This window comes from Streptomyces lunaelactis (assembly GCF_003054555.1).
In the GTDB taxonomy this organism is placed as follows: Bacteria; Actinomycetota; Actinomycetes; order Streptomycetales; family Streptomycetaceae; genus Streptomyces; species Streptomyces lunaelactis.
In genome coordinates this window covers 4864354-4885734 of sequence record NZ_CP026304.1, presented here as the reverse complement: position 1 = coordinate 4885734, position 21381 = coordinate 4864354, and the positions used below count along the sequence as shown (strand labels likewise).

Below are 21381 nucleotides of genomic sequence, written 5' to 3'. Positions count from 1 at the left end.
CCCGGCCCGCGTACCCGCACCATGGAAGCGTGAGCGTGACCATCGAGATCGCGGGGCTGCCCCCCGAGCGCATCGTCTTCGAGATTTCTCCCCTCGCCGAGCTGGGCGTGGCGCTGCACGCGCTCGCCGAGCCCGCACATCACCCAGGGCTGCACGGCTGGGCCACCGCGACCTCCGCCGGGCTCAAGCCCGATCTCGCCGACCGGCTGCACGAGGCCGACTTCCTCTGGCGGTCCACCTTCTCGGACGTCTTCATGCCGTTCGCCGGCCTGCCTGCGGCCCTCAACGGGGCGAACGGCAGGACCGGCGCCACCCTCGCCGAAGAGCTGGACCAGCTCGACCGGCTCGACGACGAGCGCTTCGTCTCCGCGGCCCTGGAGTTCACCTGCGCCAGTACGTACGGAATCGGCGGCCCGTCCGCCCTTGGTGACCCCGCCCGCCGCGAGCGCGCACTCGAACTCGCCGCCACCCGCGGCCCCAAGCAACTGGACTTCACCCGGCGGCTGCTGGACGACCCAGCCTCGGTACGTGCCTGGGCGCGGCGTCTGTTCGAGGACTGCGACCGGGCCTTCTTCGCCGACACCTGGCGACGCGTGAGCACCCAGCTCGCGGCCGACGCCCGGCACAAGACCGAGCTGCTGCGCCGCAAGGGCCTCGCTGAGGCGCTGCACGCCGTCTCTCCCGCACTCGCAGTCGACGAGGACCGCACCCGTATCAGCGCCGACAAACTCGCGGACGGGCGGACCACCGCCGTCGACCCCGCCGTCGGCGCCGGGCTCACCCTCGTCCCGTCCAGCTTCGGCTGGCCGCATCTGATGGTGCTGCACGCGCCGGGCTGGCGGCCGGTGATCCACTACCCAGTCGGCTCACCCGAACTGCCCGGCCCCGCCCCCGTCGAGCTGTTGAAGCTGCGGATGGAGGCGCTGGCCCACCCCATGCGCATGCGGCTGTGCCGCAACCTCGCCCGCGCCCCGTACACGACCAGCGAGCTGGCGGACGCGTACGGGATCACCGCGCCCGAGGTCTCCCGCCATCTCGCCGTACTGAAGAAAGCCGGGCTGATCTCGACCAGGCGGCGCGGCCGGTACGTACTGCACCAGCTGGACGTGACCGCCGTCGCCCGGCTCGGCAGCGACTTCCTGGAGACGGTGCTCCGCTAAGCGGCCCCGGGGACACCGCTCAGGCCGTGTCCGGGCTCCGGCGCCGGCGTCTCGACCAGCCGCAGCGCCTCGGGGCCGCCGTACTCCGTGACCTGGATCGCGCGCCTGCCGAACCGTCGCGGCAGATCTCAGGACACGCTGCCCCCGCCGGCCCGCACCAGCCCCGACTCGTACGCCAGCACCACCACCTGCACCCGGTCCCGCAGGCCCAGCTTGGTGAGAATGCGGCCCACATGCGTCTTGACCGTGGCCTCGGAGAGCACGAGCCGCGCCGCGATCTCGCCGTTCGACAGGCCCTGCGCGACCAGCAGCATCACCTCGCGTTCGCGCTCGGTCAGCCGCTCCAGCTGCTTGTTCCGCGGCTCGTTGCCGCTGCTCGGCAGCAGCGGCGAGAAGCGGTCGAGCAGCCGCCGCGTCGTAGACGGCGCGACGACCGCGTCGCCGCTGTGCACCGAGCGGATCGCGCCGAGCAGTTCCGCGGGCGGCACATCCTTGAGCATGAAGCCGCTGGCGCCCGCCTTCAGCCCGGAGAACGCGTACTCGTCCAGGTCGAAGGTGGTCAGGATCAGCACCTTGGGGGCGTCCGGCTCGGCGCAGATGCGCCGCGTCGCCTCGACGCCGTCCAGCCGCGGCATGCGTACGTCCATCAGCACCACGTCCACGGCGGTGGAGCGGAGATTCTCGATCGCCTCCGCGCCGTCGCCCGCCTCGGCGACGACCTCCATGTCCGGCTGGGCGGCGAGGACCATCCGGAATCCGGTGCGCAGCAGCACCTGGTCGTCGACGAGCATCACGCGGATGGACATGTCAGGGGGTCCTCGATCTCTAGTGGGCGGGCTTGAGGGGAAGCAGTGCGCTGATCCGGAAGCCGCCGCCGGGCCGAGGCCCCGCGTCCAGCGTGCCGCCGACCATACCGATGCGCTCGCGCATACCGATGAGCCCGTGGCCGCGCCCGTCCGCGCCGCCGTCCTCGTACAGCTCGTGCGCCGAGCCCCGGCCGTCGTCCTCCACCAGCAGCCCGAGCCCGTCGTCGAAGTAGACCAGGCGCACGCTGGCACCGGCCTCCGGGCCGCCGTGCTTGCGCGTGTTCGTCAGCGCCTCCTGGACGATGCGGTACGCGGTGAGCTCGACGCCGCTGGGCAGCGGGCGCGGCGTTCCCTCGATCTTGAAGTCCACGGTCAGACCCGCGCTGCGCACCTGCTCGACCAAGTCCTCTATCTGCTGCACATCGGGCTGCGGGACGTACTCACCGCTCTCGGGGGCATCGCCGGTGCGCAGTACGCCGAGGAGTCTGCGCATCTCCGCGAGCGCCTGGCGGCCGGTGCTCGAGATGGTCTCCAGCGCCTGCTTGGCCTGGTCGGGGGCGGCGTCCAGGACGTAGGCGGCGCCGTCCGCCTGCACCACCATCACCGAGACGTTGTGAGCGACGACATCGTGCAGCTCGCGCGCGATCCGTGCCCGCTCCGCCGCGACCGCGACCTTCGACTGCGCCTCACGCTCCTTCTCCAGCCGGGTGGCGCGCTCCTCGAGCTGGGCGAAGTACGCGCGCCGGGTGCGTATCGAGTCGCCGAGCACCCAGGCGAGCGCGAACGGCACGGTCATGAAGATCGTGAAGAGGATCCTGCCGCCGACGCCGGTGGTCTCCTCCGGCCAGCGCACCTGCGCCAGCGTGGCCGCGGACAGCCCGCCGACGAGCGCCAGCCGGGATGTCCAGCGCGACCCGTCGTGGGCGGCGACGGTGTAGATGATGACCAGCATCGCGAAGTCGGCCGGGTTGACCTCGATGTCCAGCGCGAGCTGGGCGAGGCCCAGGACCGCGGCGAGGATCAGCATCTTCTCCGGCATACGGCGGCGCAGCGCCACGACCAGACTCAGCAGCAGAACGATCAGGGCCGCCGAGATACGGGGCCCGATCCCGACCGGAACCTGGATTACCCACAGCATGGAGAACCCGAAGAGCATCACAGCCCAGAAGCTGTCGACGCCCGTCGGGTGTCTGCGGATGAAGTCATAGAGGCGCTGCACGTAACCCAGCGTAGGGAAAGGAGGTAGGTGCAGGGGTCAACCGGAGGAGCGATCCGGGCGGCGGAGGCGTACTCCGCAAGGTGGAGACTTGTGCGCGTGATGGATGAGTCGTGTCAGTGGCGAGGCTGGCGGGAAGCGGCGGAAGCGGCGCTGTACGGGCCGGGCGGCTTCTATCTGCGGCCCGAGGGACCGGCCGGCCACTTCCGTACGTCGGTGCACGCGTCGCCGCTGTTCGCCTCCGCGGTGGCCCGGCTGCTGACGTCCCTCGAGCTTGACGAGCCGGCCCTCGTCGACATCGGCGCGGGCCGCGGCGAGCTGCTCACCGGCGTACTCGCCGCGCTGCCGTCCGGTTTCCCGGTACGGGCGTACGCCGTCGAGCGGGCGGACCGGCCGGCCGGCCTGGACCCCCGCATCGAGTGGACGGCCGAGCCCCCGGCCGGCGTGAGCGGACTGCTCTTCGCCAACGAGTGGCTGGACAACGTCCCGGTGGACGTCGCCGAGGCGGACCCGGACGGGGTGGCGCGGTACGTCCTCGTACGCCCGGACGGTGCCGAGCGGCTCGGCGAACCGGTGTCGGGGGCGGACGCGGAGTGGCTGGCGCGCTGGTGGCCGCTGACGGAGCCCGGCACGCGGGCGGAGATCGGCCGCCCGCGGGACGAGGCGTGGGCGCGGGCGGTGGGCACGCTGCGGGCGGGCCTGGCGGTCGCGGTCGACTACGCGCACACGGCGGCGTCCCGCCCGCCGTTCGGCACGCTGACGGGCTTCCGCTCGGGCCGCGAGGTCCGCCCGGTCCCGGACGGCAGCTGCGACATCACGGCCCATGTGGCTCTGGACGCGTGCGCGCTGCCGGGCGCGGAACTCCTCACGCAGCGGGAGGCGCTGCGCGAGGAGGGCGTCACGGGCGACCGCCCGCCGCTGTCGCTGGCGACGTCCGACCCGGCGGCGTACATCCGCGCGCTGTCGACGGCGGGCGAGGCGGCGGAACTGACGTCGCGCGGCGGCCTGGGCGACTTCGGCTGGCTGCGCCAGCGGGTCCGACCGTGCGGGCCCACGACCTGAGCGGCTTGCGCGACCTTCGGCCGCGTTTTGTCCGGGGTGGAGCCCCGGGTGCTGACCGCACAGGGAATACTGGACCCATGACGGAGACCACGGTCGGCATCGGCGGCGCGGCGGAGAGCACCGACATGGTGCTCAACATCGGCCCCCAGCACCCCTCCACCCACGGCGTCCTCCGCCTCCGTCTCGTCCTCGACGGAGAGCGCATCCAGCACGCCGAGCCCGTCATCGGCTATATGCACCGCGGCGCCGAGAAGCTCTTCGAGGCGCGCGACTACCGCCAGATCGTGATGCTCGCCAACCGCCACGACTGGCTCTCCGCCTTCTCCAACGAGCTCGGCGTCGTCATGGCCGTCGAGCGGATGCTCGGCATGGAGGTCCCGCAGCGCGCGGTCTGGACCCGCACTCTGCTCGCCGAGCTCAACCGGGTCCTCAACCACCTCATGTTCCTCGGGTCGTACCCCCTCGAACTGGGCGGCATCACCCCGATCTTCCACGCCTTCCGCGAGCGGGAGGACCTCCAGCACGTCATGGAGGAGGTCTCCGGCGGCCGGATGCACTACATGTTCAACCGGGTCGGCGGCCTCAAGGAGGACCTCCCCGCGGGCTGGCTCGGGCGCGCGCGGCACTCGGTGGCGGAGCTCCGCTCCCGGATGGACATCTACGACCGGCTGGTCCTCGGCAACGAGATCTTCCGCGGCCGTACGCGCGGCGTCGGCGTCCTCTCCCCCGAGGCGGTCCACGCGTACGGAGTCAGCGGCCCCATCGCCCGCGGGTCCGGCGTCGACTTCGATCTGCGCCGCGACGAGCCGTATCTCGCGTACGGGGAGCTCCAGGACACGCTCAAGGTCGTCACCCGCACCGAGGGCGACTGCCTGGCCCGCTTCGAGATCCTGCTGGACCAGACCCACAACGCGCTGGACCTCGCCGACGCCTGCCTCGACCGGATCGCGGACCTGCCGCCCGGGCCGATCAACCAGCGGCTGCCGAAGGTGCTCAAGGCCCCCGAGGGCCACACCTACGCCTGGACCGAGAACCCGCTCGGCATCAACGGCTACTACCTGGTGTCCAAGGGCGAGAAGACCCCGTACCGGCTGAAGCTGCGCTCGGCTTCGTTCAACAACATCCAGGCGCTGACGGAGCTGCTGCCCGGGACGCTGGTCTCGGACATGGTGGCGATCCTGGGCTCGCTCTTCTTCGTCGTCGGCGACATCGACAAGTAGCGCGTCCCGCAAGCAACGCGGCTCCGCAGGCAACGGGGCCCGGGAGACGGGAAACCCGGCCGCCGTCTACGAAATCGCGCTGCGCAGCTCCACGACGTCCAGCTGCTCCGTCTCGTCGTGCGCGGTCAGGTCGATCACCTTGCCGACCACGCGGCCGTCCGTCCTGAGCTGCGCGGCCAGGGCCTCCTCGCCCACCACATCCGCGAGGTCCTCGTTCTGCGCGGCCTCGATGGCCTTCTGCGCTCCCGGACCGGCAGCCGTACCGAAGAAGTCGAAGCCGCCTTCGGGACGGCGGGCGGGGCGGCGCTGCGGTCCGTACGGAACGATCGCTGTCGCCGCCGGGACGGGACGCCTGGCGGGGACGGCGGACGTCGGGCGGCTGTGCTGCTCTGCCCCGGCGGCCGCCGCGTGCTTCCCCTGCGGTTCGTCCGCCTCCCGGGCCCGCTCGGCCAGATCACGGGCGCGGGCTTCCTCGACGGTGCGCTTCGCCTCCTGCGACGCGGCGTTGCGCGACAGGTCGTCCAGCGCCTTGTTGGCGCGCAGATACGTCGCCGGGGTGGGCGTGGTCCCGGCCGGGGGCAAGGCCTTGGCGGGCGACGCCGCTTCGAGCGCGAGCTGCCTGCGGCCCTCGAGCGCGGTGGCACGCTCGGTCTCCGCGGTCGCGTACCGCCGCAGCAGCGCGGCGTGCTCACTGCGCAGCCCGGCGAGCTCGACCCGCTTGGCACGCAGCCTCGCGTCCAGCTTGGTGCGCAGCTCGCGGGATTCCTCGAGGTCCGTCTCGAGTTCCGCCAGGCGTTCTTCGGTCTTCCACTCGTCGCTCGCGCGGGCGCGCGTGAGCTCCGCGACCCGGCGACCGGCGCTCCGGTCCCAAGCGCGCATGAGGACCGCGCCGGTCACGGCCGCGGCCGCGGCCGCGCCGACCAGGGATCTGAGCATGACCGGCTCCGCCAGAAACCACGCGCCGGCGGCGCACAGAACCGACGCTCCGGCTACCGCTGAAGGCGGCAGCAGCCTGTGCAGGGGCGGGGAATGACGGTGGCGTCCACGTGGCATGGCCCGAAATTTACCGTGCGTAGACGCCGAATGGGGTGTCGGCCCGGCAAATCTCTTGATGAAGAACGCCGGGCCGACCGATGACTACTTCTTGAGCAGCCCCTTGGACTCGAGATATGCCTTCGCCGCGTCCTGGGGCTTCGCGCGCTCGGCGTCCACCTTGCGGTTCAACTCGGCAAGATCCTCGGTCGTCAGCACCTTGGTCAGCTTGTCGAGCGCGTCGGCTATCTCCTTGGCGCCCGCGTCCTTGGCATTGACCACCGGGAGGACGTTGTCGGCGTTCTGGAGCTTCTTGTCGTCCTCCAGGAAGACCAGTCCGTCCAGCACCGCGTCGGTGGTGGTGGTCAGCACCAGCTGGTCGTCACCGTCCTTGACCGCCTGCTTGGCCTGCGGGGTGCCGACACCCTTGGGGTCGATGCCCGCTACGTCGATGCCGTAGACCTTCTTCAGACCCGGCGCGCAGAACGGCCGCACCTCGCACTCGTCGCCCGCCGCGATCTTCACCTTCAGCTTCGACTTTCCAAGATCGGACAGGGTCTTGAGCTTGTTCTTCTCAGCGAATTCCCTGCTCACCGCGAAGGCGTTCTGATCGACGGCCGCACCGGCGGGAAGCACCTTCAGCCCGCGCGGCCCGGCGAGCCCGGTGAGGGCGGCGACCGTGGCGTTGACATCACCGGAGGCCACCGGCTTCTCGTCGGGCGCCTTCGGCCCGTTCACCTTGGCATTGAGGAATTCGGCGATCGTCGCGGCGTATTCCGGTACGACGTCGATCTCGCCCTTCTCCAGGGAGGGTTCGTACAGCTCACGGTTCTTCACCGTGGTGACGGACGTCTTGTATCCGGCGTCGCTCAGGATCTGGGCATACAGCTCGGCGAGCACCTTGGACTCCGTGAAGGCCGCCGCACCGACGACGAGCGTGCCCTTCCCGCCCGCCGCGCCGGCCGAGTCGGAGCCGCCCTTCTCCTTCTCCAGGCTGTCGCCACCGCATGCGGCGAGAGAACCCGTCAGGGCGACCGCACCGAGTATTGCGCCCGCGATGCGCGAGATCTTGCTCATCAGGTTCTCCGTCCACAGCAAATGGGTTGAGTGCGTCGTCACACGGATTTCACGGACGACAGGGATTTCACGGACGCCGCGGACGACACTGACCGCGCGGTCTTCCGGCGGGGGTCGAGCAGCCGGTCGGCCGCCACCAGCGCCCCTTCCACCAGCAGCGCGAGCAGCGCCGCCAGCAGCGCCCCCGCCACGACCTGCGGAGTGTTGTACGTGTTGAAGCCCGCGGTGATGATCCGGCCCAGACCGCCCTGGCCCACCATCGAGGCGATGGTGGCCGTGGCCACCACCTGCACGGCGGCCGTCCTGAGCCCGGTCATGAGCAGCGGGTGGGCGAGGGGAAGTTCGACCCGCAGGAAGAGCTGGCCGCCCGACATCCCCATTCCGCGCGCGGCCTCCACCACCGCCCGGTCCACTTCCCGCATGCCGACATAGGCGTTGGTGAGCAGCGGCGGTACGGCGAACAGCACCAGCGCGATGATCGTCGGCAGATAGCCGGCGCTGCGCAGCGGTGTGAGCATGAAGAGGGCGAGGACCGCGAAGACCGGGATCGCCCGGCCGGCGTTGGAGATGTTGACCGCGAGCGCGCCCCCCTTGCCGAGGTGCCCCAGCCACAGCGCGATCGGCAGCGCGATCGCGCAGGCCAGCAGGAGCGCCACCCCGCTGACGTACACATGCTCGCCCAGCCGGTGCCAGGCACCGCTCTCCCCCGACCAGTTGGAGCCGGTGCTGAGCCAGGTCCACGCGTCGGCCACTACCCCCATCAGCCCGTCCCCTTCGCCGTACGTATGCGGGTCCAGGGCGTCAGCAGGCGCTGCGCACCGAGCAGCAGCAGATCGGCGACGGCCGCCAGCAGCACACAGAGCACGGACGCGGCCAGCACCTGCGCCTTGAAGGTGGTCTGCACGCCGTCGTCGATGAGATTGCCCAGACCGCCCTTGCCGACCAGCGCGCCGACCGTCGTCAGCGCGATCGTCGAGACCGTCGCTATCCGCAGCCCGGCCATCAACGTGGGCAGCGCGAGGGGCAGTTCGACCTCCCAGAGCAGCCGTCCCGAGCCGTACCCCATCCCGCGCGCGGCCTCCCTCGCCTCTTCGGGCACCGCGTCCAGACCGGCCATGATGTTCCGTACGAGAATGGTGAGCGAATACAGCACAAGGCCGGTCACCACCAGCGCCGCCGAAAGCCCGAAGACCGGCAGCAGCAGCGAGAACATCGCCAGCGACGGAATCGTGTAGAGCAGGGTCGTCAGACCCAGCACCGGACCCGCGAACTTCGGCTTGGCGCGGGCGAGCAGCGCCAGCGGAAATGCCACCGCAAGGCCGATCAGGACCGACACCACCGTGATCCAGATGTGCTGGACGGTGGCATCGGTCAATTCCTGGCTGCGGGTGCGGAGGTACTCCCCGCAGATCCAGTCATTCGCCGCCAGACAGCTCTGCGCGGCCTGCTCCGTACTCATCCACCCCCACCTCCCCAGGCACTGCGAACGTATGTCCGGCGACCATATCCCTGAGCACTGACAATCGCCGAGAGCCGCCACAGTGCAGCAACATGGCCTTCACACAACACCCGTCACAATGGGGAACCATGATCCGTTTCGAGCACGTCACCAAGCGGTACCCGGACGGCACCACGGCCGTCGACGACCTGTCCTTCGAGGTCGCCGAGGGCGAACTGGTCACGCTCGTCGGACCGTCCGGCTGTGGAAAGACGACGACCATGAAGATGGTCAACCGTCTGATCGAACCGAGCGAAGGCCGGATATTCCTGGACGGGGACGACATATCCGCCATCGACCCGGTCCAGCTGCGGCGCCGTATCGGCTATGTGATCCAGCAGGTCGGCCTCTTCCCGCACAGAACCGTCCTGGAGAACACCGCGACCGTCCCCCATCTCCTGGGCTGGAAGCGCGGCAAGGGCCGTGAGCGCGCCGCCGAGCTGCTCGATCTCGTCGGCCTCGACCCGTCTGTCTACGGCGACCGTTACCCCGAGCAGCTCTCCGGCGGTCAGCGCCAGCGCGTCGGCGTGGCGCGCGCGCTGGCGGCCGATCCGCCCGTGCTGCTGATGGACGAGCCGTTCGGCGCGGTCGACCCGGTGGTGCGCGAGCATCTGCAGAACGAGTTCCTGAGACTCCAGTCCCAGGTCCGCAAGACCGTGCTCTTCGTCACCCACGACATCGAGGAAGCCGTCCGCCTGGGCGACCGTATCGCCGTCTACGGGCACGGCCGGATCGAGCAGTTCGACGCGCCGGCCGCCGTGCTCGGCACCCCGGCCACCCCGTATGTCGCGGACTTCGTCGGCGCGGACCGCGGCCTCAAGCGCCTCTCGGTCACCCCCATCGAGGACGGCGATCTGGAGCAGCCGCCGGTCGTCCATCTCGACGACCCCCTGCCCCGGGAGCTCGGCTCCCGCTGGGCCGTCGTCCTGGACAGCAAGGACAATCTGCACGGCTGGATCTCCGCCGAGCAGGCGGGACAGCGCGGTTCCGTGCGCGAGTACGCCCGCCGGATGGAGGCCTGGCTGCCCGTCGGCGCCTCCCTCAAGCAGGCGTTCTCCACGATGCTCCAGCACGACGCGGGCTGGATCGCGGTCATCGACAAGGAGGAGACCGGGCGCTTCCTCGGTGTCCTCACACCGGCCCGGCTGCACGAGGCGCTGCGGCGCTCGATCGACGCGGACGCGCAGGACATCCCGCGTACCGAGGTCGCGCTGGAGACGATCGAGACGCTGACGAAGCGCTGAGCCCGCTGCCGCCGAGCGCCGAGTCGGCAACTATGAAGCGCTGATCCTGCCGCTGATCCACACCAGGGCCGGCGGGATCTCGCGCCGCCAGGTGTTGAAGTTGTGCCCGCCGCTGTCGAGCGTGATCGACGAGACACGCGCGGGCGACTTCACCTTGTCGATGAACTGCAGGGTGCTCTTGAGGTTTCCCTCGCCCTCCTTCGACGTGGTGACCAGGAAGGACGACTTGCCCTGCGGCAAGTGGTCCAGGCTCCACAGCAGATTGGCCCGGCTCTTCTCCTTCTTGTTGCCGTGGAAGAGATCACCGGTCGTCGGGTCGTCGGCGGCCTTGTAGTACGGGGACAGGCCCGCGGCCGCCCCGAACTGCTCCGGGTGGTGCAGCGCGATCTTCAGGGCGCAGTAGCCACCCGTGGAGTTCCCCATGAAGCCCCAGTTCCGCGGCTTGGTCCCGACGCGGTACGTCTCCGAGATCGCCTTCGGCACATCCTTGGCGAAGAAGGTCTCGGTCTTCGGCCCGCCGGGTACGTCCACGCACTCGGTGTCCCGCGGCGGCGCGACGGTCGGCCGCATCATCACCAGGATCATCGGCTGCATCTTGCCGTCCCTGGCCTGCATGAAGGCCGTCCTGGGGTACTTCAGCCCCTTGAGCAGGTTCTCCGCGGTCCCCGGATATCCGGTCAGTACCAGAGATGCCGGAAATGTACTCTTCTTGTATTTCGGCTGGAAATACTCCGGCGGCAGATAGACATACGCGGGGCTGTCAATCTTCGACTTCTCGCCCGCGATGACGACCTTCTGTATCTGACCGCCCGTCGAGGGCCGCGAGCCGCCCGGCACATCCAGCTTCTGCGTGCCGACGACCTTGATGCGCTTCCCGTCGGCCGAGTGGTCCACGACCACACCCAGATCCTGCTGCTGTCCGAAGAGGTCGGCCCAAGACCCGTAGAACAGGAAGGAATTGTTGGCGGCGAGACCGACCGCGGCGAAGAGCGCGAACTGGGTCGCCAGCAGCAGACCGATCCTCCCGGTCACGGCACGCCAGCCGCTGCGTGACAGCCGCGGCCAGAGCCAGATCGTGGCCGCGAACAGCAGCACGGCGGCGATGACCGCCAAGGCCAGAACTTTGTTACTGGTCAGACCCATGAGTCGCGTGAGCTTTCTTCCTTGAGAATTTCCTGAGAATGAGTGAACCCACCCCCCGGAAGTCCCGTCCTAGAGAACGCAAATCGTCCGGAGCCCGACACGCGGCCCACGGACAAAGGATCTCTCGCGGAACCACGGGAAGCGATGTCTGCAACGGTAGATGGGGACAAATCTGGATTGGTTCCGGATCGGGTACGTCGCGTGCTGCGCGGCCCCCGGCCGGAGTCGGTCCCTGCGCTGGTCGGCACGGCGGCCACGCTCGTCGGCCTGATCGACATTGCCGCCGGGGTCTTCCCCCGATTCCGGCACAGTCGGATGCACTCGCTGGCCGAAGTGCTGCCGGGGGCCACCGGCCCGTTCGCCGCGGCGCTCTCGCTCAGCGTCGGCGTACTGCTGCTGCTGCTCGCCCACGGGCTCAAGCGCCACAAGCGCCGCGCCTGGCGGGCGGCGGCGGTTCTGCTGCCCGTCGGGGCCGTCGGTCAGTTCGTCTACCGGCACTCGGTCATCGGCGCACTGGTGTCGCTGGCGCTGCTCGCGCTGCTCCTGCGCCACCGGAGTGAGTTCGCCGCGCTGCCCGACCCGCGCAGCCGCTGGAAGGCGCTCGCCAACTTCATTCTCATGGGCGCCGGTTCCCTCGGCCTCGGCCTGGTCATCGTCAGCGCGCACCCTGGCAAGGTCGTCGGCAGCCCCAGTCTCACCGACCGCCTCGAGCACGTCCTGTACGGCCTGTTCGGCTTCGAGGGCCCCGTCGACTACGTCGGCCGGGTGTCCTGGACCGTCGGCTACTCGCTCGGCGCGCTCGGCCTGCTGACCGCCGTCACCACCATCTATCTGGCCTTCCGCCCCGAGCACCCGGCCGCGCGCCTCACCGAGGACGACGAGGGCCGACTGCGCGACCTGCTGACCCGGCACGGCGGCCGGGACTCGCTCGGGCACTTCGCGCTCCGCCGCGACAAGGCCGTGGTCTTCTCACCGAGCGGCAAGGCCGCCGTCACCTACCGCGTGGTCTCCGGCGTGATGCTCGCCAGTGGCGACCCGATCGGCGACGTCGAGGCCTGGCCGGGCGCCATCGAGCGCTTCATGGACGAGGCCAAGGCGCACTCCTGGACCCCCGCGGTGATGGGCTGCTCGGAGACCGGCGGCGAGGTCTGGACCCGGGAGACCGGTCTGGACGCGCTGGAGCTGGGTGACGAGGCGGTGGTGGACGTCGCGGATTTCTCCCTGACCGGGCGCGCGATGCGGAACGTACGCCAGATGGTGAAGCGCATCGAGCGCAATGGCTACGAAACCCGGGTACGGCGCGCCCGTGATCTCTCCGACCTGGAGCTGGAGCAGATCCGGCGGGCCGCTGCCGACTGGCGCGGCACCGACACCGAGCGCGGGTTCTCCATGGCGCTCGGCCGGATCGGCGACCCGTCCGACGGCGACGCGGTGATCGCCACCGCGCACAAGGCGGACGAGGGCTCGGAGACCGGCCCGTACGGCGATGTGAAGGCGATCATCCACTTCGTCCCGTGGGGTACGGACGGCATGTCCCTGGAGCTGATGCGCCGCGACCGTGCCGCCGACCCCGGCATGAACGAACTGCTGATCGTCGCGGCGCTGCAGGCCTCCCCCGGCCTGAAGATCGAGCGGGTCTCCCTCAACTTCGCGATGTTCCGCTCGGCGCTCGCCCGCGGAGAGAAGATCGGCGCGGGACCGGTGCTGCGGATGTGGCGCGGGCTGCTCGTCTTCCTCTCCCGGTGGTTCCAGATCGAGTCGCTGTACAAGTTCAACGCCAAGTTCCAGCCGCGCTGGGAGCCTCGCTTCGTGGTCTTCCGCAAGACGCGGGACCTGCCGCGGATAGGTCTCGCCGCGATGCAGGCGGAGGGCTTTGTGAACGTCGCCCTCCCCCGCCTCTTCCCCCGCCGGCGCCCGGCCCGCCAGCAGCGCCCCTGCGCCCACATGACGATCCACACGGCGGAGCACGAGATCCGCGCGGCCTGAGGGCAGCCGGTCGGGGGCCGGTCGGGGCTCCCGGCTCCCGGTCGTGACCGCGGTGCGGTCCCACGGGCCCTGGGCCGTGTCTGACACATGGCGCACCCCGCCCTGCGGGCGGACGGCGCCATTTGTCAGACACGGCCTAGGCTGGGCGTATGAGTACGTTGCGGGGCACGGCCAGCGGCCTGCCGGAGTGGGATCGCTGTGCGGTCATGGGGGTCGTCAATGTGACGCCCGATTCCTTCTCCGACGGCGGCCGCTGGTTCAACACCACGGCCGCGGTCAAGCGCGGCCTCGAGCTCGTCACCGAGGGCGCCGACCTCGTCGACGTCGGCGGCGAGTCCACCAGGCCGGGCGCCAGCCGGGTCGACGAGGACGAGGAGCTGCGGCGGGTCGTTCCCGTCGTACGCGGCCTGGCGGCCGAAGGCGTCACCGTCTCCGTGGACACCATGCGCGCCTCCGTCGCCGAGCACGCCGTCGGGGCCGGCGCGGTGCTCGTCAACGACGTCAGCGGCGGCCTCGCCGATCCCCGCATGGTCCCGGCCGTCGCCGCGGCCGGTGTCCCCTTCGTCGTCATGCACTGGCGCGGTTTCAGCCAGGACATGAACAGCCGCGCCGTGTACGCGGACGTGGTCCGCGAAGTCGTCGCCGAGCTGCGTGAGCGCATCGACGCCGTCGTCGCGGGCGGCATCGCGCCCGAGAGCCTCGTCATCGACCCCGGCCTCGGCTTCGCCAAGCAGGCCGAGCACGACCTCGCCCTCGTCGCCCACCTCCGCGAACTCCGCGCGCTGGGCCGCCCCGTGCTGGTCGCCGCATCCCGGAAGCGGTTCCTCGGCCACGTCCTTGCGAAGGAGGGCGCACCGCCGCCCGCCCGGGAGCGGGACGCCGCCACCGCCGCGGTCTCCGCGATCGCGGCGCACGAGGGTGCGTGGGCGGTACGGGTCCACGAAGTACGGGCGACGGCCGACGCCGTACGGGTCGCGCGGGCCGTCGAGGCCGCCCGGTGAGCCGTACCGACGTAGAACTGGTCGAAGAGGCCAACACCACGTTCTACGAGACCATGGAGCGCGGTGACTTCGAGGAGCTCTCCGCCCTCTGGCTCGAGGACGAGATCTCCTGCATCCACCCGGGCTGGCCTGTGCTCTCGGGGCGCGGCGAGGTGCTCCGCTCGTACGCCCTGATCATGGCGAACACCGAGTACATTCAGTTCTTCCTCACCGATGTGAGGGTGAGCCTCGCCGACGACACCGCCGTGGTGACCTGCACCGAGAACATCCTCAGCGGCGGCCCGGCCGAGGAGAGCGGCGGGCTGGGGCCGCTCGTCGGGCAGCTCGTCGTGGCCACCAATGTGTTTCGCCGCACATCGGACGGATGGAAGATCTGGTCACATCACGGATCACCCGTCCTGGCGGAAGACGACGACGAAGAGGACGACGAGAGCCCCTCGTAAGTGGGTAGGCGGGCCTTGAGGGGTTCGGAATCCGGGCCCCCGGGTAGGGGCGGCTACCAGCCTCGCCGGGCTCCTGTCCATAGCCCCCGTGGGCGAGCACTGTCGGTGCCCGCAGGTAGATTCGATGGTGGACAGCGAGCCGCCCGCACGCGGCTGTGTGCCCGCAAGACCTACAACAGCAGGAGTGATTCGCGTGGATCGTGTCGCGCTGCGCGGCCTCAAGGCCCGCGGGCACCATGGCGTCTTCCCCAGGGAGCGCGAGGAGGGCCAGACCTTCATCGTCGACCTGGTGCTGAGCCTCGACACCCGCCCCGCGGCGGCCAGCGATGACCTGGCGAAGACCGTGCACTACGGCATTGTGGCGGAGGAGGTCGTCGCGGTCGTCGAGGGCGAGCCCGTCGACCTGATCGAGACGCTGGCGGAGCGGATCGCCCAGCAGTGCCTCAAGCACGACGGCGTGGAGGAGGTCGAGGTGGTCGTCCACAAGCCCGACGCCCCGATCACCGTGCCCTTCGACGACGTGACCATCACGATCACCCGGAGCCGAGTATGACCGTGTTCTCCAACGGGACGCAGAGCGACCCGACCGTGCAGCCGGTGCCCGCCTCCGTGATGGAGCAGGTCGACGCGGCAGATGTCACCCTCTCCAATCCGAAACGGGCCGTGATCGCCCTCGGCTCCAACCTGGGCAACCGCCTGGAGACGCTCCAGGGCGCCATCGACGCCCTGGAGGACACCCCGGGCCTGCGGGTCAAGGCCGTCTCCCCGGTGTACGAGACGGAGCCGTGGGGCGTCGAGCCCGGCAGCCAGCCCTCGTACTACAACGCGGTGGTCGTGATCAAGACCACCCTGCCCCCGTCCTCCCTGCTGGAGCGCGGCCAGGCCATCGAAGAGGCCTTCGACCGGGTCCGCGAAGAGCGCTGGGGCCCGCGCACCATCGACGTCGACATCGTGGCGTACGCGGATGTCGTCTCCGACGATCCGGCGCTCACCCTCCCCCACCCCCGCGCCCACCAGCGCGCGTTCGTCCTCGCCCCGTGGCACGACGTGGAGCCGGAGGCCCAGTTGCCGGGCCTCGGCCCGGTCGCGCAGCTGCTGGCCGGAGTCGGCCAGGACGGCGTGCTTCCCCGCGCCGACCTGGAACTCCGGCTGCCCGAGTAGTCGTTAGGCTCATCGGGTCCGTACGGCACAACAGGTAAGGGGCGCTGGGTGAAACAGCTTCGGCTCGGGGTACTGGCCGGTCTCTTCGCCGTGGCCGGGATACTCAGCTGGGGCGGCGCGCGCCTCTGGGAGTCGTTCGGCACCCTGCCGAGCGTGCCGCTGGCCGCGCCCATCGTGCTGGCGGTGATCGCCGTCGTCCTCACCGCGACCGCGCTCTCACTGCGCTCCCGGCTGCGGGCGCAGCGCGAGCGGCGCCCCGGTGCGAAGGGCGTCGAGCCGCTGATGGCGGCGCGCGCGGTGGTCTTCGGCCAGGCGAGCGCGCTGGTGGCGGCGCTGGTGTCCGGGATGTACGGCGGTACGGGCGTGTTTCTGCTGGGCTCCCTGGACATTCCGGCGCGCAGGGACCAGGCGATCTATGCGGGCCTCTCGGTGGCCGCGGGCATCGGGGTGATCGCGGCGGCGTTCTTCCTGGAGCGGGTCTGCAAACTCCCCGAGGACGAAGACGAGAACGCCACGCCGGCCTGATCCGCGGGAAACCACCGGCCCCCGCCGACGCCGCGCGCGAAGACGCGAAGAATCGACGGTAACCGGGATGACGTACGCGACCCGGCGGGGACGGGTCAGCGCGCCATGATCAGGCTCATCGCCTCAGCCCGCGTCGCCGGGTCCCGCAGCTGTCCCCGTACCGCCGAGGTGATCGTCTTGGCGCCGGGCTTGCGCACCCCGCGCATGGTCATGCACATGTGCTCGCACTCGACGACCACGATCACGCCGCGCGGCTCCAGTATCTGCATCAGCGAGTCGGCGATCTGCGTCGTCAGCCGCTCCTGCACCTGCGGCCGCCTGGCGAAGACGTCGACGAGGCGGGCCAGCTTCGAAAGGCCGGTGATCTTGCCGTCGGCCGACGGGATGTAGCCGACGTGCGCGACCCCGTGGAACGGGACGAGGTGGTGCTCGCACGAGCTCATCACCTCGATGTCCTTCACCAGGACCATCTCGTCGTGACCGAGGTCGAACGTCGTCGTCAGGACGTCCTCGGGCTGCTGCCACAGGCCCGCGAATATCTCCCTGTACGCACGCGCCACACGACTCGGCGTCTCCCGAAGGCCCTCGCGGTCCGGGTCCTCTCCGACCGCGATGAGGAGTTCGCGTACGGCGTTCTCGGCCCGCTTCTCGTCGAATATGCCGATCGTGCCTTCGCCGTCCAGCGTCACCGGGTCGGTCATCTGTGCCTCGTTCCTGTGCTCTCGCCTGCGTGCATACGAGAATGCCGCGTCCCCCAGGCTAAAACCTGGGGGACGCGGCATCCATTCCGGGCCCCTGTGTGACCAGAGCTCCGGCAGTGATCAGCTCTCCGGGCGCTCCTCCGGGACCGCCTCTATGGCGGGAGCCGGGGCAGCATCCGTCGGCAGCGCACCGTTGGTGTTACTGGCGCCGTTGGTCAGCGCCAGCTCCCTCGGTGAGAGCACCGGCGGCCGCGTGGAGGGTGTACGCCGTGAGGAGCCGGTCCACGCCGGGCGGGCCGGGCGCTTCACGATCGTCGAGAAGACCTCGGCGATCTGCTCCTTGTTCAGCGTCTCCTTCTCGAGCAGCTGGAGGACCAGGTTGTCGAGAACGTCGCGGTTCTCGACGAGGATCTCCCAGGCCTCGTTGTGCGCGGTCTCGATGAGCTTCTTGACCTCTTCGTCGACCAGCGCGGCAACCTCTTCCGAGTAGTCGCGCGGGTGGCCCATCTCACGGCCGAGGAACGGCTCGCTGTTGTCGCCGCCGAACTTGATCGCGCCGAGCCGCTCGGTCATGCCGTACTGCGTGACCATCGCGCGGGCCGTGGCCGTGGCCTTCTCGATGTCGTTGGCAGCACCGGTGGTCGGGTCGTGGAAGACGAGCTCCTCCGCCGCGCGCCCGCCCAGCATGTAAGCCAGCTGGTCGAGCATTTCATTGCGCGTGGTGGAGTACCTGTCCTCGTCCGGCAGGACCATGGTGTAACCGAGCGCCCGTCCACGGGACAGGATCGTGATCTTGTGGACCGGGTCGGAGTTCGGTGAAGCCGCCGCGACCAGGGCGTGACCGCCCTCGTGGTACGCGGTGATCTTCTTTTCCTTCTCCGACATGATCCGGGTCCGCTTCTGCGGGCCCGCCACGACACGGTCGATCGCCTCGTCCAGAGAGTGGTTGTCGACCAGCTTCTTGTTGCTGCGCGCGGTGAGCAGCGCGGCTTCGTTCAGCACGTTCGACAGGTCCGCACCCGTGAAGCCCGGCGTACGCCGGGCGACGGCACCCAGGTCGACGTCCGGAGCGACCGGCTTGCCCTTCTGGTGGACCTTGAGGATCTCCAGACGGCCCTGCATGTCCGGACGGTCGACCGCGATCTGCCGGTCGAACCGGCCCGGGCGCAGCAGCGCCGGGTCGAGGATGTCCGGCCGGTTGGTGGCGGCGATCAGGATGACGCCGCCCTTCACGTCGAAGCCGTCCATCTCGACGAGCAGCTGGTTCAGCGTCTGCTCGCGCTCGTCGTGACCGCCGCCCATACCGGCGCCGCGGTGCCGGCCGACGGCGTCGATCTCGTCGACGAAGACGATCGCCGGCGCGTTCGCCTTGGCCTGCTCGAAGAGGTCACGCACTCGGGAGGCACCGACACCGACGAACATCTCGACGAAGTCGGAACCGGAGATGGAGTAGAACGGAACGCCCGCCTCGCCCGCGACAGCGCGAGCGAGCAGCGTCTTGCCCGTACCGGGCGGGCCGTACAGCAGCACACCCTTCGGGATCTTGGCGCCGACAGCCTGGAACTTGGCCGGCTCCTGCAGGAACTCCTTGATCTCGTAGAGCTCCTCGACGGCCTCGTCGGCACCGGCCACATCGGCGAAGGTCGTCTTCGGGGTGTCCTTGGTGAGCAGTTTGGCCTTGGACTTCCCGAACTGCATGACTCGGGAGCCGCCGCCCTGCATCTGATTCATCAGGAAGAGGAAGACCACGACGATCAGAACGAAGGGCAGCAGTGAGAGCAGGATCGACACGAAGGGGGACTGCTTCGACGGCGAGACCGTGTAGCCCTCCTTGATGTCGCCGCTCTCGAACTTCGTCTGCAGCTTCTCGGCCAGGTCGGCACCCTGGGTGCCGATGTAGCTGGCCTGGATCTTGTCGCTGCCCTTGACCTTCTGGCCGTCCTTGAGGTCGACCTTGATGATCTGTTCGTCGCCTGTGGTCAGCTTGACCTGGTCGACCTGGTTCTTGTCGATCGCCTGGACGACCTCGCCGGTGTCCACCGTCTTGTAGCCGCCGGACGAGCCGACGACCTGCATCAACACGACCACGGCGAGGACGGCCAGCACGATCCACATGACCGGCCCACGGAAGTATCGCTTCACGTCCATCCATACGGGGCGGAAATCGCCCCGTCCCTCCTGCCCGTAGGTAAATGCTGCTGTGTGAGAAAAGACTGTTCTTCGGACGGTACCTCAGCATCGTCACCGCGACCGCACGGTACGGCTGACAAACCCGCCCTCCGCATGCTCCAACGGCGGGACGGGGTCTGGGGTTCCCGGTGGGGTCAGCCGCCGTACACGTGCGGCGCGAGCGTGCCGACGAAAGGCAGGTTGCGGTACTTCTCCGCGTAGTCCAGCCCATAGCCGACGACGAACTCATTCGGGATGTCGAAGCCGATCCACTTCACGTCGATCGCGACCTTTGCGGCATCCGGCTTACGCAGCAGGGTGCAGACCTCGAGGGAGGCCGGCTCGCGCGAACCGAGGTTCGACAGCAGCCAGGAGAGCGTCAGGCCGGAGTCGATGATGTCCTCGACGATCAGGACGTGCTTGCCCTTGATGTCGGTGTCCAGGTCCTTGAGGATCCGGACCACGCCCGAGGACTGGGTGCCCGCGCCGTAGGACGACACCGCCATCCAGTCCATCGTGACGGGGGTGGCCAGCGAGCGCGCAAGGTCCGCCATCACCATGACCGCGCCCTTGAGGACACCGACGAGGAGGAGGTCCTTGCCCGCGTACTCCGCGTCGATCTTCGCGGCCAGATCAACCAGCTTCGCGTCGATCTCTTCCTTGGTGATGAGCACCGACTGGAGGTCGGCGCCCATGTCCTTCTCGTTCACCCGCGTCGCTTTCTGTTTAGCCGGGGGTCCGGGGGTCGTCCCCCGGATAGACACAGCCGTTCGCATTCGCTGCGGCTGCGTCAGCCTTGCCGGATGACCAGTCTGCCACCCTGCCGCCGCGCCTCGACCCGGCCGGGCAGATTGATGGTTCCCTGACCGCGCCAGCCCGTGATCAGCCGGTCGACTTCCTCGACATGCCGGGCGAAGAGCGAACCTGCGGGTGCACCGGCCTCGATGACGGCCCGGCGCAGCACCCGGCGGCGGACGGCGGGCGGCAGTGAGTACAGCTTCGCGCACTCCAGCTGCCCGGCGTCGTCGCGCACGGAGGGGTCCACGTCAGCGGCCCAGGTGTCCAGGGCGTCGGCATCGTCACGGGAGAGCTGTGCGGTACGCGCCAGGGCCTCGACGACGCCCTTGCCGAGTGCCTTCTCAAGGGCGGGCAGCCCCTCGTGGCGCAGCCGCGAGCGGGTGTAGGCCGGGTCGGCGTTGTGCGGGTCGTCCCAGACGGGCAGCGACTGGACCATGCAGGCCTTGCGGGCGGTCTGCCGGTCGATCTGGAGGAAGGGGCGGCGGTAACGGCCGGCCGCCCCCGAGACGGCCGCCATTCCGGAGAGCGAGCGGATGCCGGAGCCGCGGGCAAGACCGAGCAGGACGGTTTCCGCTTGGTCGTCGCGGGTGTGGCCGAGCAGGACGGCCACGGCGCCGTGGCGCTCGGCGGCCTCGTCGAGGGCGGCGTAGCGGGCATCGCGGGCCGCGGCCTCGGGGCCGCCCTCGCGGCCGACCCGCACGGCGAAGGCTTCGACGGGGTCGAGCTGCATCGCGGTGAGGCGGGCGACGACTTCGCCGGCGCGGAGGTCGGAGCCGGGCTGGAGGCCGTGGTCGACGGTGATGCCGCCGGCGCGGACGGAGAGTTTGCGCGCCTCGAAGGCGAGGGCGGAGGCAAGGGCCATCGAGTCGGCGCCGCCGGAGCACGCCACGAGGACGAGCGGCTGCTCGCCTGCTGAGGCGGGATGGAACGGGTGGGTCGCGGAGGAGGAGCGCGCGGAGGACGCGGCAGACGCGGAGGAGGAGGCCGCGCCCACGGAGCGCGCGACACGGTCGGAGTGTTCGGTGAGTACGTCGTGGAGTACGCGGCGGACCGCCAGGCGTATCGCCGCGACCGCAGGATGGGGACCCATGTCCGGTGCCCTTCGTGGAAAGTTGGGGGGTGCCTCGGCCGGAGTCGTA

21 protein-coding genes are annotated in these 21381 nt (G+C 70.0%); 10 read left to right on the top strand and 11 right to left on the bottom strand.

Annotated elements, in window-relative coordinates:
* The first annotated feature begins 35 nt into the window (after positions 1–35).
* Positions 36–1160, top strand: coding sequence for a DUF5937 family protein (locus SLUN_RS22530; protein WP_108151053.1), 1125 nt, complete (start codon positions 36–38; stop codon positions 1158–1160).
* A 128-nt stretch (positions 1161–1288) separates the two neighbouring features.
* On the opposite strand, the gene SLUN_RS22525 is transcribed toward SLUN_RS22530, so the two are convergent.
* Both SLUN_RS22525 and SLUN_RS22520 read right to left on the bottom strand, forming a co-directional pair.
* Positions 1289–1966: a response regulator gene (locus SLUN_RS22525; protein WP_108151051.1), complete on the bottom strand. Its 678-nt coding sequence runs from the start codon at positions 1964–1966 to the stop codon at positions 1289–1291.
* 19 nt (positions 1967–1985) lie between these two features.
* A complete protein-coding gene (locus SLUN_RS22520) occupies positions 1986–3185 on the bottom strand; it encodes a sensor histidine kinase (RefSeq protein ID WP_108151049.1) in 1200 nt (399 codons plus the stop codon).
* Positions 3186–3284: 99 nt separating this feature from the next.
* On the opposite strand from SLUN_RS22520, the gene SLUN_RS22515 reads away from it, so the two are divergent.
* A complete protein-coding gene (locus SLUN_RS22515; protein WP_108154884.1) occupies positions 3285–4244 on the top strand; it encodes an SAM-dependent methyltransferase in 960 nt (319 codons plus the stop codon).
* Positions 4245–4321: 77 nt separating this feature from the next.
* Entirely contained in the window at positions 4322–5464 is a 1143-nt protein-coding gene (locus SLUN_RS22510) for an NADH-quinone oxidoreductase subunit D (protein ID WP_108151047.1), read from the top strand.
* Between the two features lie 66 nt (positions 5465–5530).
* Here the strand turns inward: SLUN_RS22510 and SLUN_RS22505 are convergent, their stop codons facing one another.
* The 4 genes from SLUN_RS22505 to SLUN_RS22490 form a co-directional block, all read right to left on the bottom strand.
* Positions 5531–6517 (bottom strand): hypothetical protein, encoded by a 987-nt coding sequence (locus tag SLUN_RS22505; protein WP_175314143.1) that lies wholly within the window; start codon positions 6515–6517, stop codon positions 5531–5533.
* A gap of 84 nt (positions 6518–6601) precedes the next feature.
* Positions 6602–7573 (bottom strand): ABC transporter substrate-binding protein, encoded by a 972-nt coding sequence (locus SLUN_RS22500; RefSeq protein WP_108151042.1) that lies wholly within the window; start codon positions 7571–7573, stop codon positions 6602–6604.
* Positions 7574–7611: 38 nt separating this feature from the next.
* Positions 7612–8334 (bottom strand): ABC transporter permease, encoded by a 723-nt coding sequence (locus SLUN_RS22495; protein WP_108151040.1) that lies wholly within the window; start codon positions 8332–8334, stop codon positions 7612–7614.
* A complete protein-coding gene (locus SLUN_RS22490) occupies positions 8334–9032 on the bottom strand; it encodes an ABC transporter permease (RefSeq protein WP_108151038.1) in 699 nt (232 codons plus the stop codon). The genes SLUN_RS22495 and SLUN_RS22490 overlap by 1 nt, the downstream gene beginning before the upstream one ends.
* A 128-nt stretch (positions 9033–9160) precedes the next feature.
* Between SLUN_RS22490 and SLUN_RS22485 the strand changes: the two genes are divergently transcribed.
* Positions 9161–10315, top strand: coding sequence for an ABC transporter ATP-binding protein (locus SLUN_RS22485; RefSeq protein ID WP_108151036.1), 1155 nt, complete (start codon positions 9161–9163; stop codon positions 10313–10315).
* 30 nt (positions 10316–10345) lie between these two features.
* On the opposite strand, the gene SLUN_RS22480 is transcribed toward SLUN_RS22485, so the two are convergent.
* Positions 10346–11458 (bottom strand): alpha/beta hydrolase, encoded by a 1113-nt coding sequence (locus SLUN_RS22480; RefSeq protein ID WP_108151034.1) that lies wholly within the window; start codon positions 11456–11458, stop codon positions 10346–10348.
* Between the two features lie 144 nt (positions 11459–11602).
* Here SLUN_RS22480 and SLUN_RS22475 point away from each other — a divergent pair, with 144 nt between their 5' ends.
* From SLUN_RS22475 to SLUN_RS22450, 6 genes are all read left to right on the top strand, one after another.
* Positions 11603–13444: a phosphatidylglycerol lysyltransferase domain-containing protein gene (locus tag SLUN_RS22475; protein ID WP_175264042.1), complete on the top strand. Its 1842-nt coding sequence runs from the start codon at positions 11603–11605 to the stop codon at positions 13442–13444.
* Positions 13445–13593: 149 nt separating this feature from the next.
* Positions 13594–14445 (top strand): dihydropteroate synthase, encoded by an 852-nt coding sequence (gene folP / locus SLUN_RS22470; protein ID WP_108151030.1) that lies wholly within the window; start codon positions 13594–13596, stop codon positions 14443–14445.
* Positions 14442–14888, top strand: a complete 447-nt coding sequence (locus SLUN_RS22465) for a nuclear transport factor 2 family protein (RefSeq protein ID WP_108151028.1) — start codon at positions 14442–14444, stop codon at positions 14886–14888. Before folP ends, SLUN_RS22465 begins: the two co-directional genes overlap by 4 nt.
* 193 nt (positions 14889–15081) lie before the next feature.
* Positions 15082–15441 (top strand): dihydroneopterin aldolase, encoded by a 360-nt coding sequence (gene folB / locus SLUN_RS22460; protein ID WP_108151026.1) that lies wholly within the window; start codon positions 15082–15084, stop codon positions 15439–15441.
* Positions 15438–16049, top strand: a complete 612-nt coding sequence (folK, locus tag SLUN_RS22455) for a 2-amino-4-hydroxy-6-hydroxymethyldihydropteridine diphosphokinase (protein WP_108151025.1) — start codon at positions 15438–15440, stop codon at positions 16047–16049. Before folB ends, folK begins: the two co-directional genes overlap by 4 nt.
* 48 nt (positions 16050–16097) lie before the next feature.
* On the top strand, positions 16098–16574 hold the full coding sequence (locus SLUN_RS22450) for a DUF3180 domain-containing protein (protein WP_108151023.1): 477 nt from the start codon (positions 16098–16100) through the stop codon (positions 16572–16574).
* Between the two features lie 95 nt (positions 16575–16669).
* Here the strand turns inward: SLUN_RS22450 and folE are convergent, their stop codons facing one another.
* The 4 genes from folE to tilS form a co-directional block, all read right to left on the bottom strand.
* Positions 16670–17275 (bottom strand): GTP cyclohydrolase I FolE, encoded by a 606-nt coding sequence (gene folE, locus SLUN_RS22445; protein WP_108151021.1) that lies wholly within the window; start codon positions 17273–17275, stop codon positions 16670–16672.
* A 120-nt stretch (positions 17276–17395) separates the two neighbouring features.
* Positions 17396–19423, bottom strand: a complete 2028-nt coding sequence (ftsH, locus tag SLUN_RS22440; RefSeq protein WP_108151019.1) for an ATP-dependent zinc metalloprotease FtsH — start codon at positions 19421–19423, stop codon at positions 17396–17398.
* 176 nt (positions 19424–19599) lie between these two features.
* Positions 19600–20139, bottom strand: a complete 540-nt coding sequence (gene hpt / locus SLUN_RS22435; protein ID WP_108154883.1) for a hypoxanthine phosphoribosyltransferase — start codon at positions 20137–20139, stop codon at positions 19600–19602.
* Between the two features lie 95 nt (positions 20140–20234).
* Complete coding sequence (gene tilS, locus SLUN_RS22430) at positions 20235–21332, bottom strand: tRNA lysidine(34) synthetase TilS (protein WP_108151017.1); 1098 nt, start codon at positions 21330–21332, stop codon at positions 20235–20237.
* Positions 21333–21381: the final 49 nt, after the last annotated feature.

Bases quoted from the DNA above. Each gene is read 5' to 3' on its own strand.
- SLUN_RS22525 (WP_108151051.1), bottom strand. From the start codon at position 1,966: ATGTCCATCCGCGTGATGCTCGTCGACGACCAGGTGCTGCTGCGCACC.
- SLUN_RS22515 (WP_108154884.1), top strand. From the start codon at position 3,285: ATGGATGAGTCGTGTCAGTGGCGAGGCTGGCGGGAAGCGGCGGAAGCG.
- SLUN_RS22510 (WP_108151047.1), top strand. From the start codon at position 4,322: ATGACGGAGACCACGGTCGGCATCGGCGGCGCGGCGGAGAGCACCGAC.
- SLUN_RS22505 (WP_175314143.1), bottom strand. From the start codon at position 6,517: ATGCCACGTGGACGCCACCGTCATTCCCCGCCCCTGCACAGGCTGCTG.
- SLUN_RS22500 (WP_108151042.1), bottom strand. From the start codon at position 7,573: ATGAGCAAGATCTCGCGCATCGCGGGCGCAATACTCGGTGCGGTCGCC.
- SLUN_RS22495 (WP_108151040.1), bottom strand. From the start codon at position 8,334: ATGGGGGTAGTGGCCGACGCGTGGACCTGGCTCAGCACCGGCTCCAAC.
- SLUN_RS22490 (WP_108151038.1), bottom strand. From the start codon at position 9,032: ATGAGTACGGAGCAGGCCGCGCAGAGCTGTCTGGCGGCGAATGACTGG.
- SLUN_RS22485 (WP_108151036.1), top strand. From the start codon at position 9,161: ATGATCCGTTTCGAGCACGTCACCAAGCGGTACCCGGACGGCACCACG.
- SLUN_RS22480 (WP_108151034.1), bottom strand. From the start codon at position 11,458: ATGGGTCTGACCAGTAACAAAGTTCTGGCCTTGGCGGTCATCGCCGCC.
- SLUN_RS22475 (WP_175264042.1), top strand. From the start codon at position 11,603: ATGTCTGCAACGGTAGATGGGGACAAATCTGGATTGGTTCCGGATCGG.
- folP (WP_108151030.1), top strand. From the start codon at position 13,594: ATGAGTACGTTGCGGGGCACGGCCAGCGGCCTGCCGGAGTGGGATCGC.
- folK (WP_108151025.1), top strand. From the start codon at position 15,438: ATGACCGTGTTCTCCAACGGGACGCAGAGCGACCCGACCGTGCAGCCG.
- folE (WP_108151021.1), bottom strand. From the start codon at position 17,275: ATGACCGACCCGGTGACGCTGGACGGCGAAGGCACGATCGGCATATTC.
- ftsH (WP_108151019.1), bottom strand. From the start codon at position 19,423: ATGGACGTGAAGCGATACTTCCGTGGGCCGGTCATGTGGATCGTGCTG.
- hpt (WP_108154883.1), bottom strand. From the start codon at position 20,139: ATGGGCGCCGACCTCCAGTCGGTGCTCATCACCAAGGAAGAGATCGAC.
- tilS (WP_108151017.1), bottom strand. From the start codon at position 21,332: ATGGGTCCCCATCCTGCGGTCGCGGCGATACGCCTGGCGGTCCGCCGC.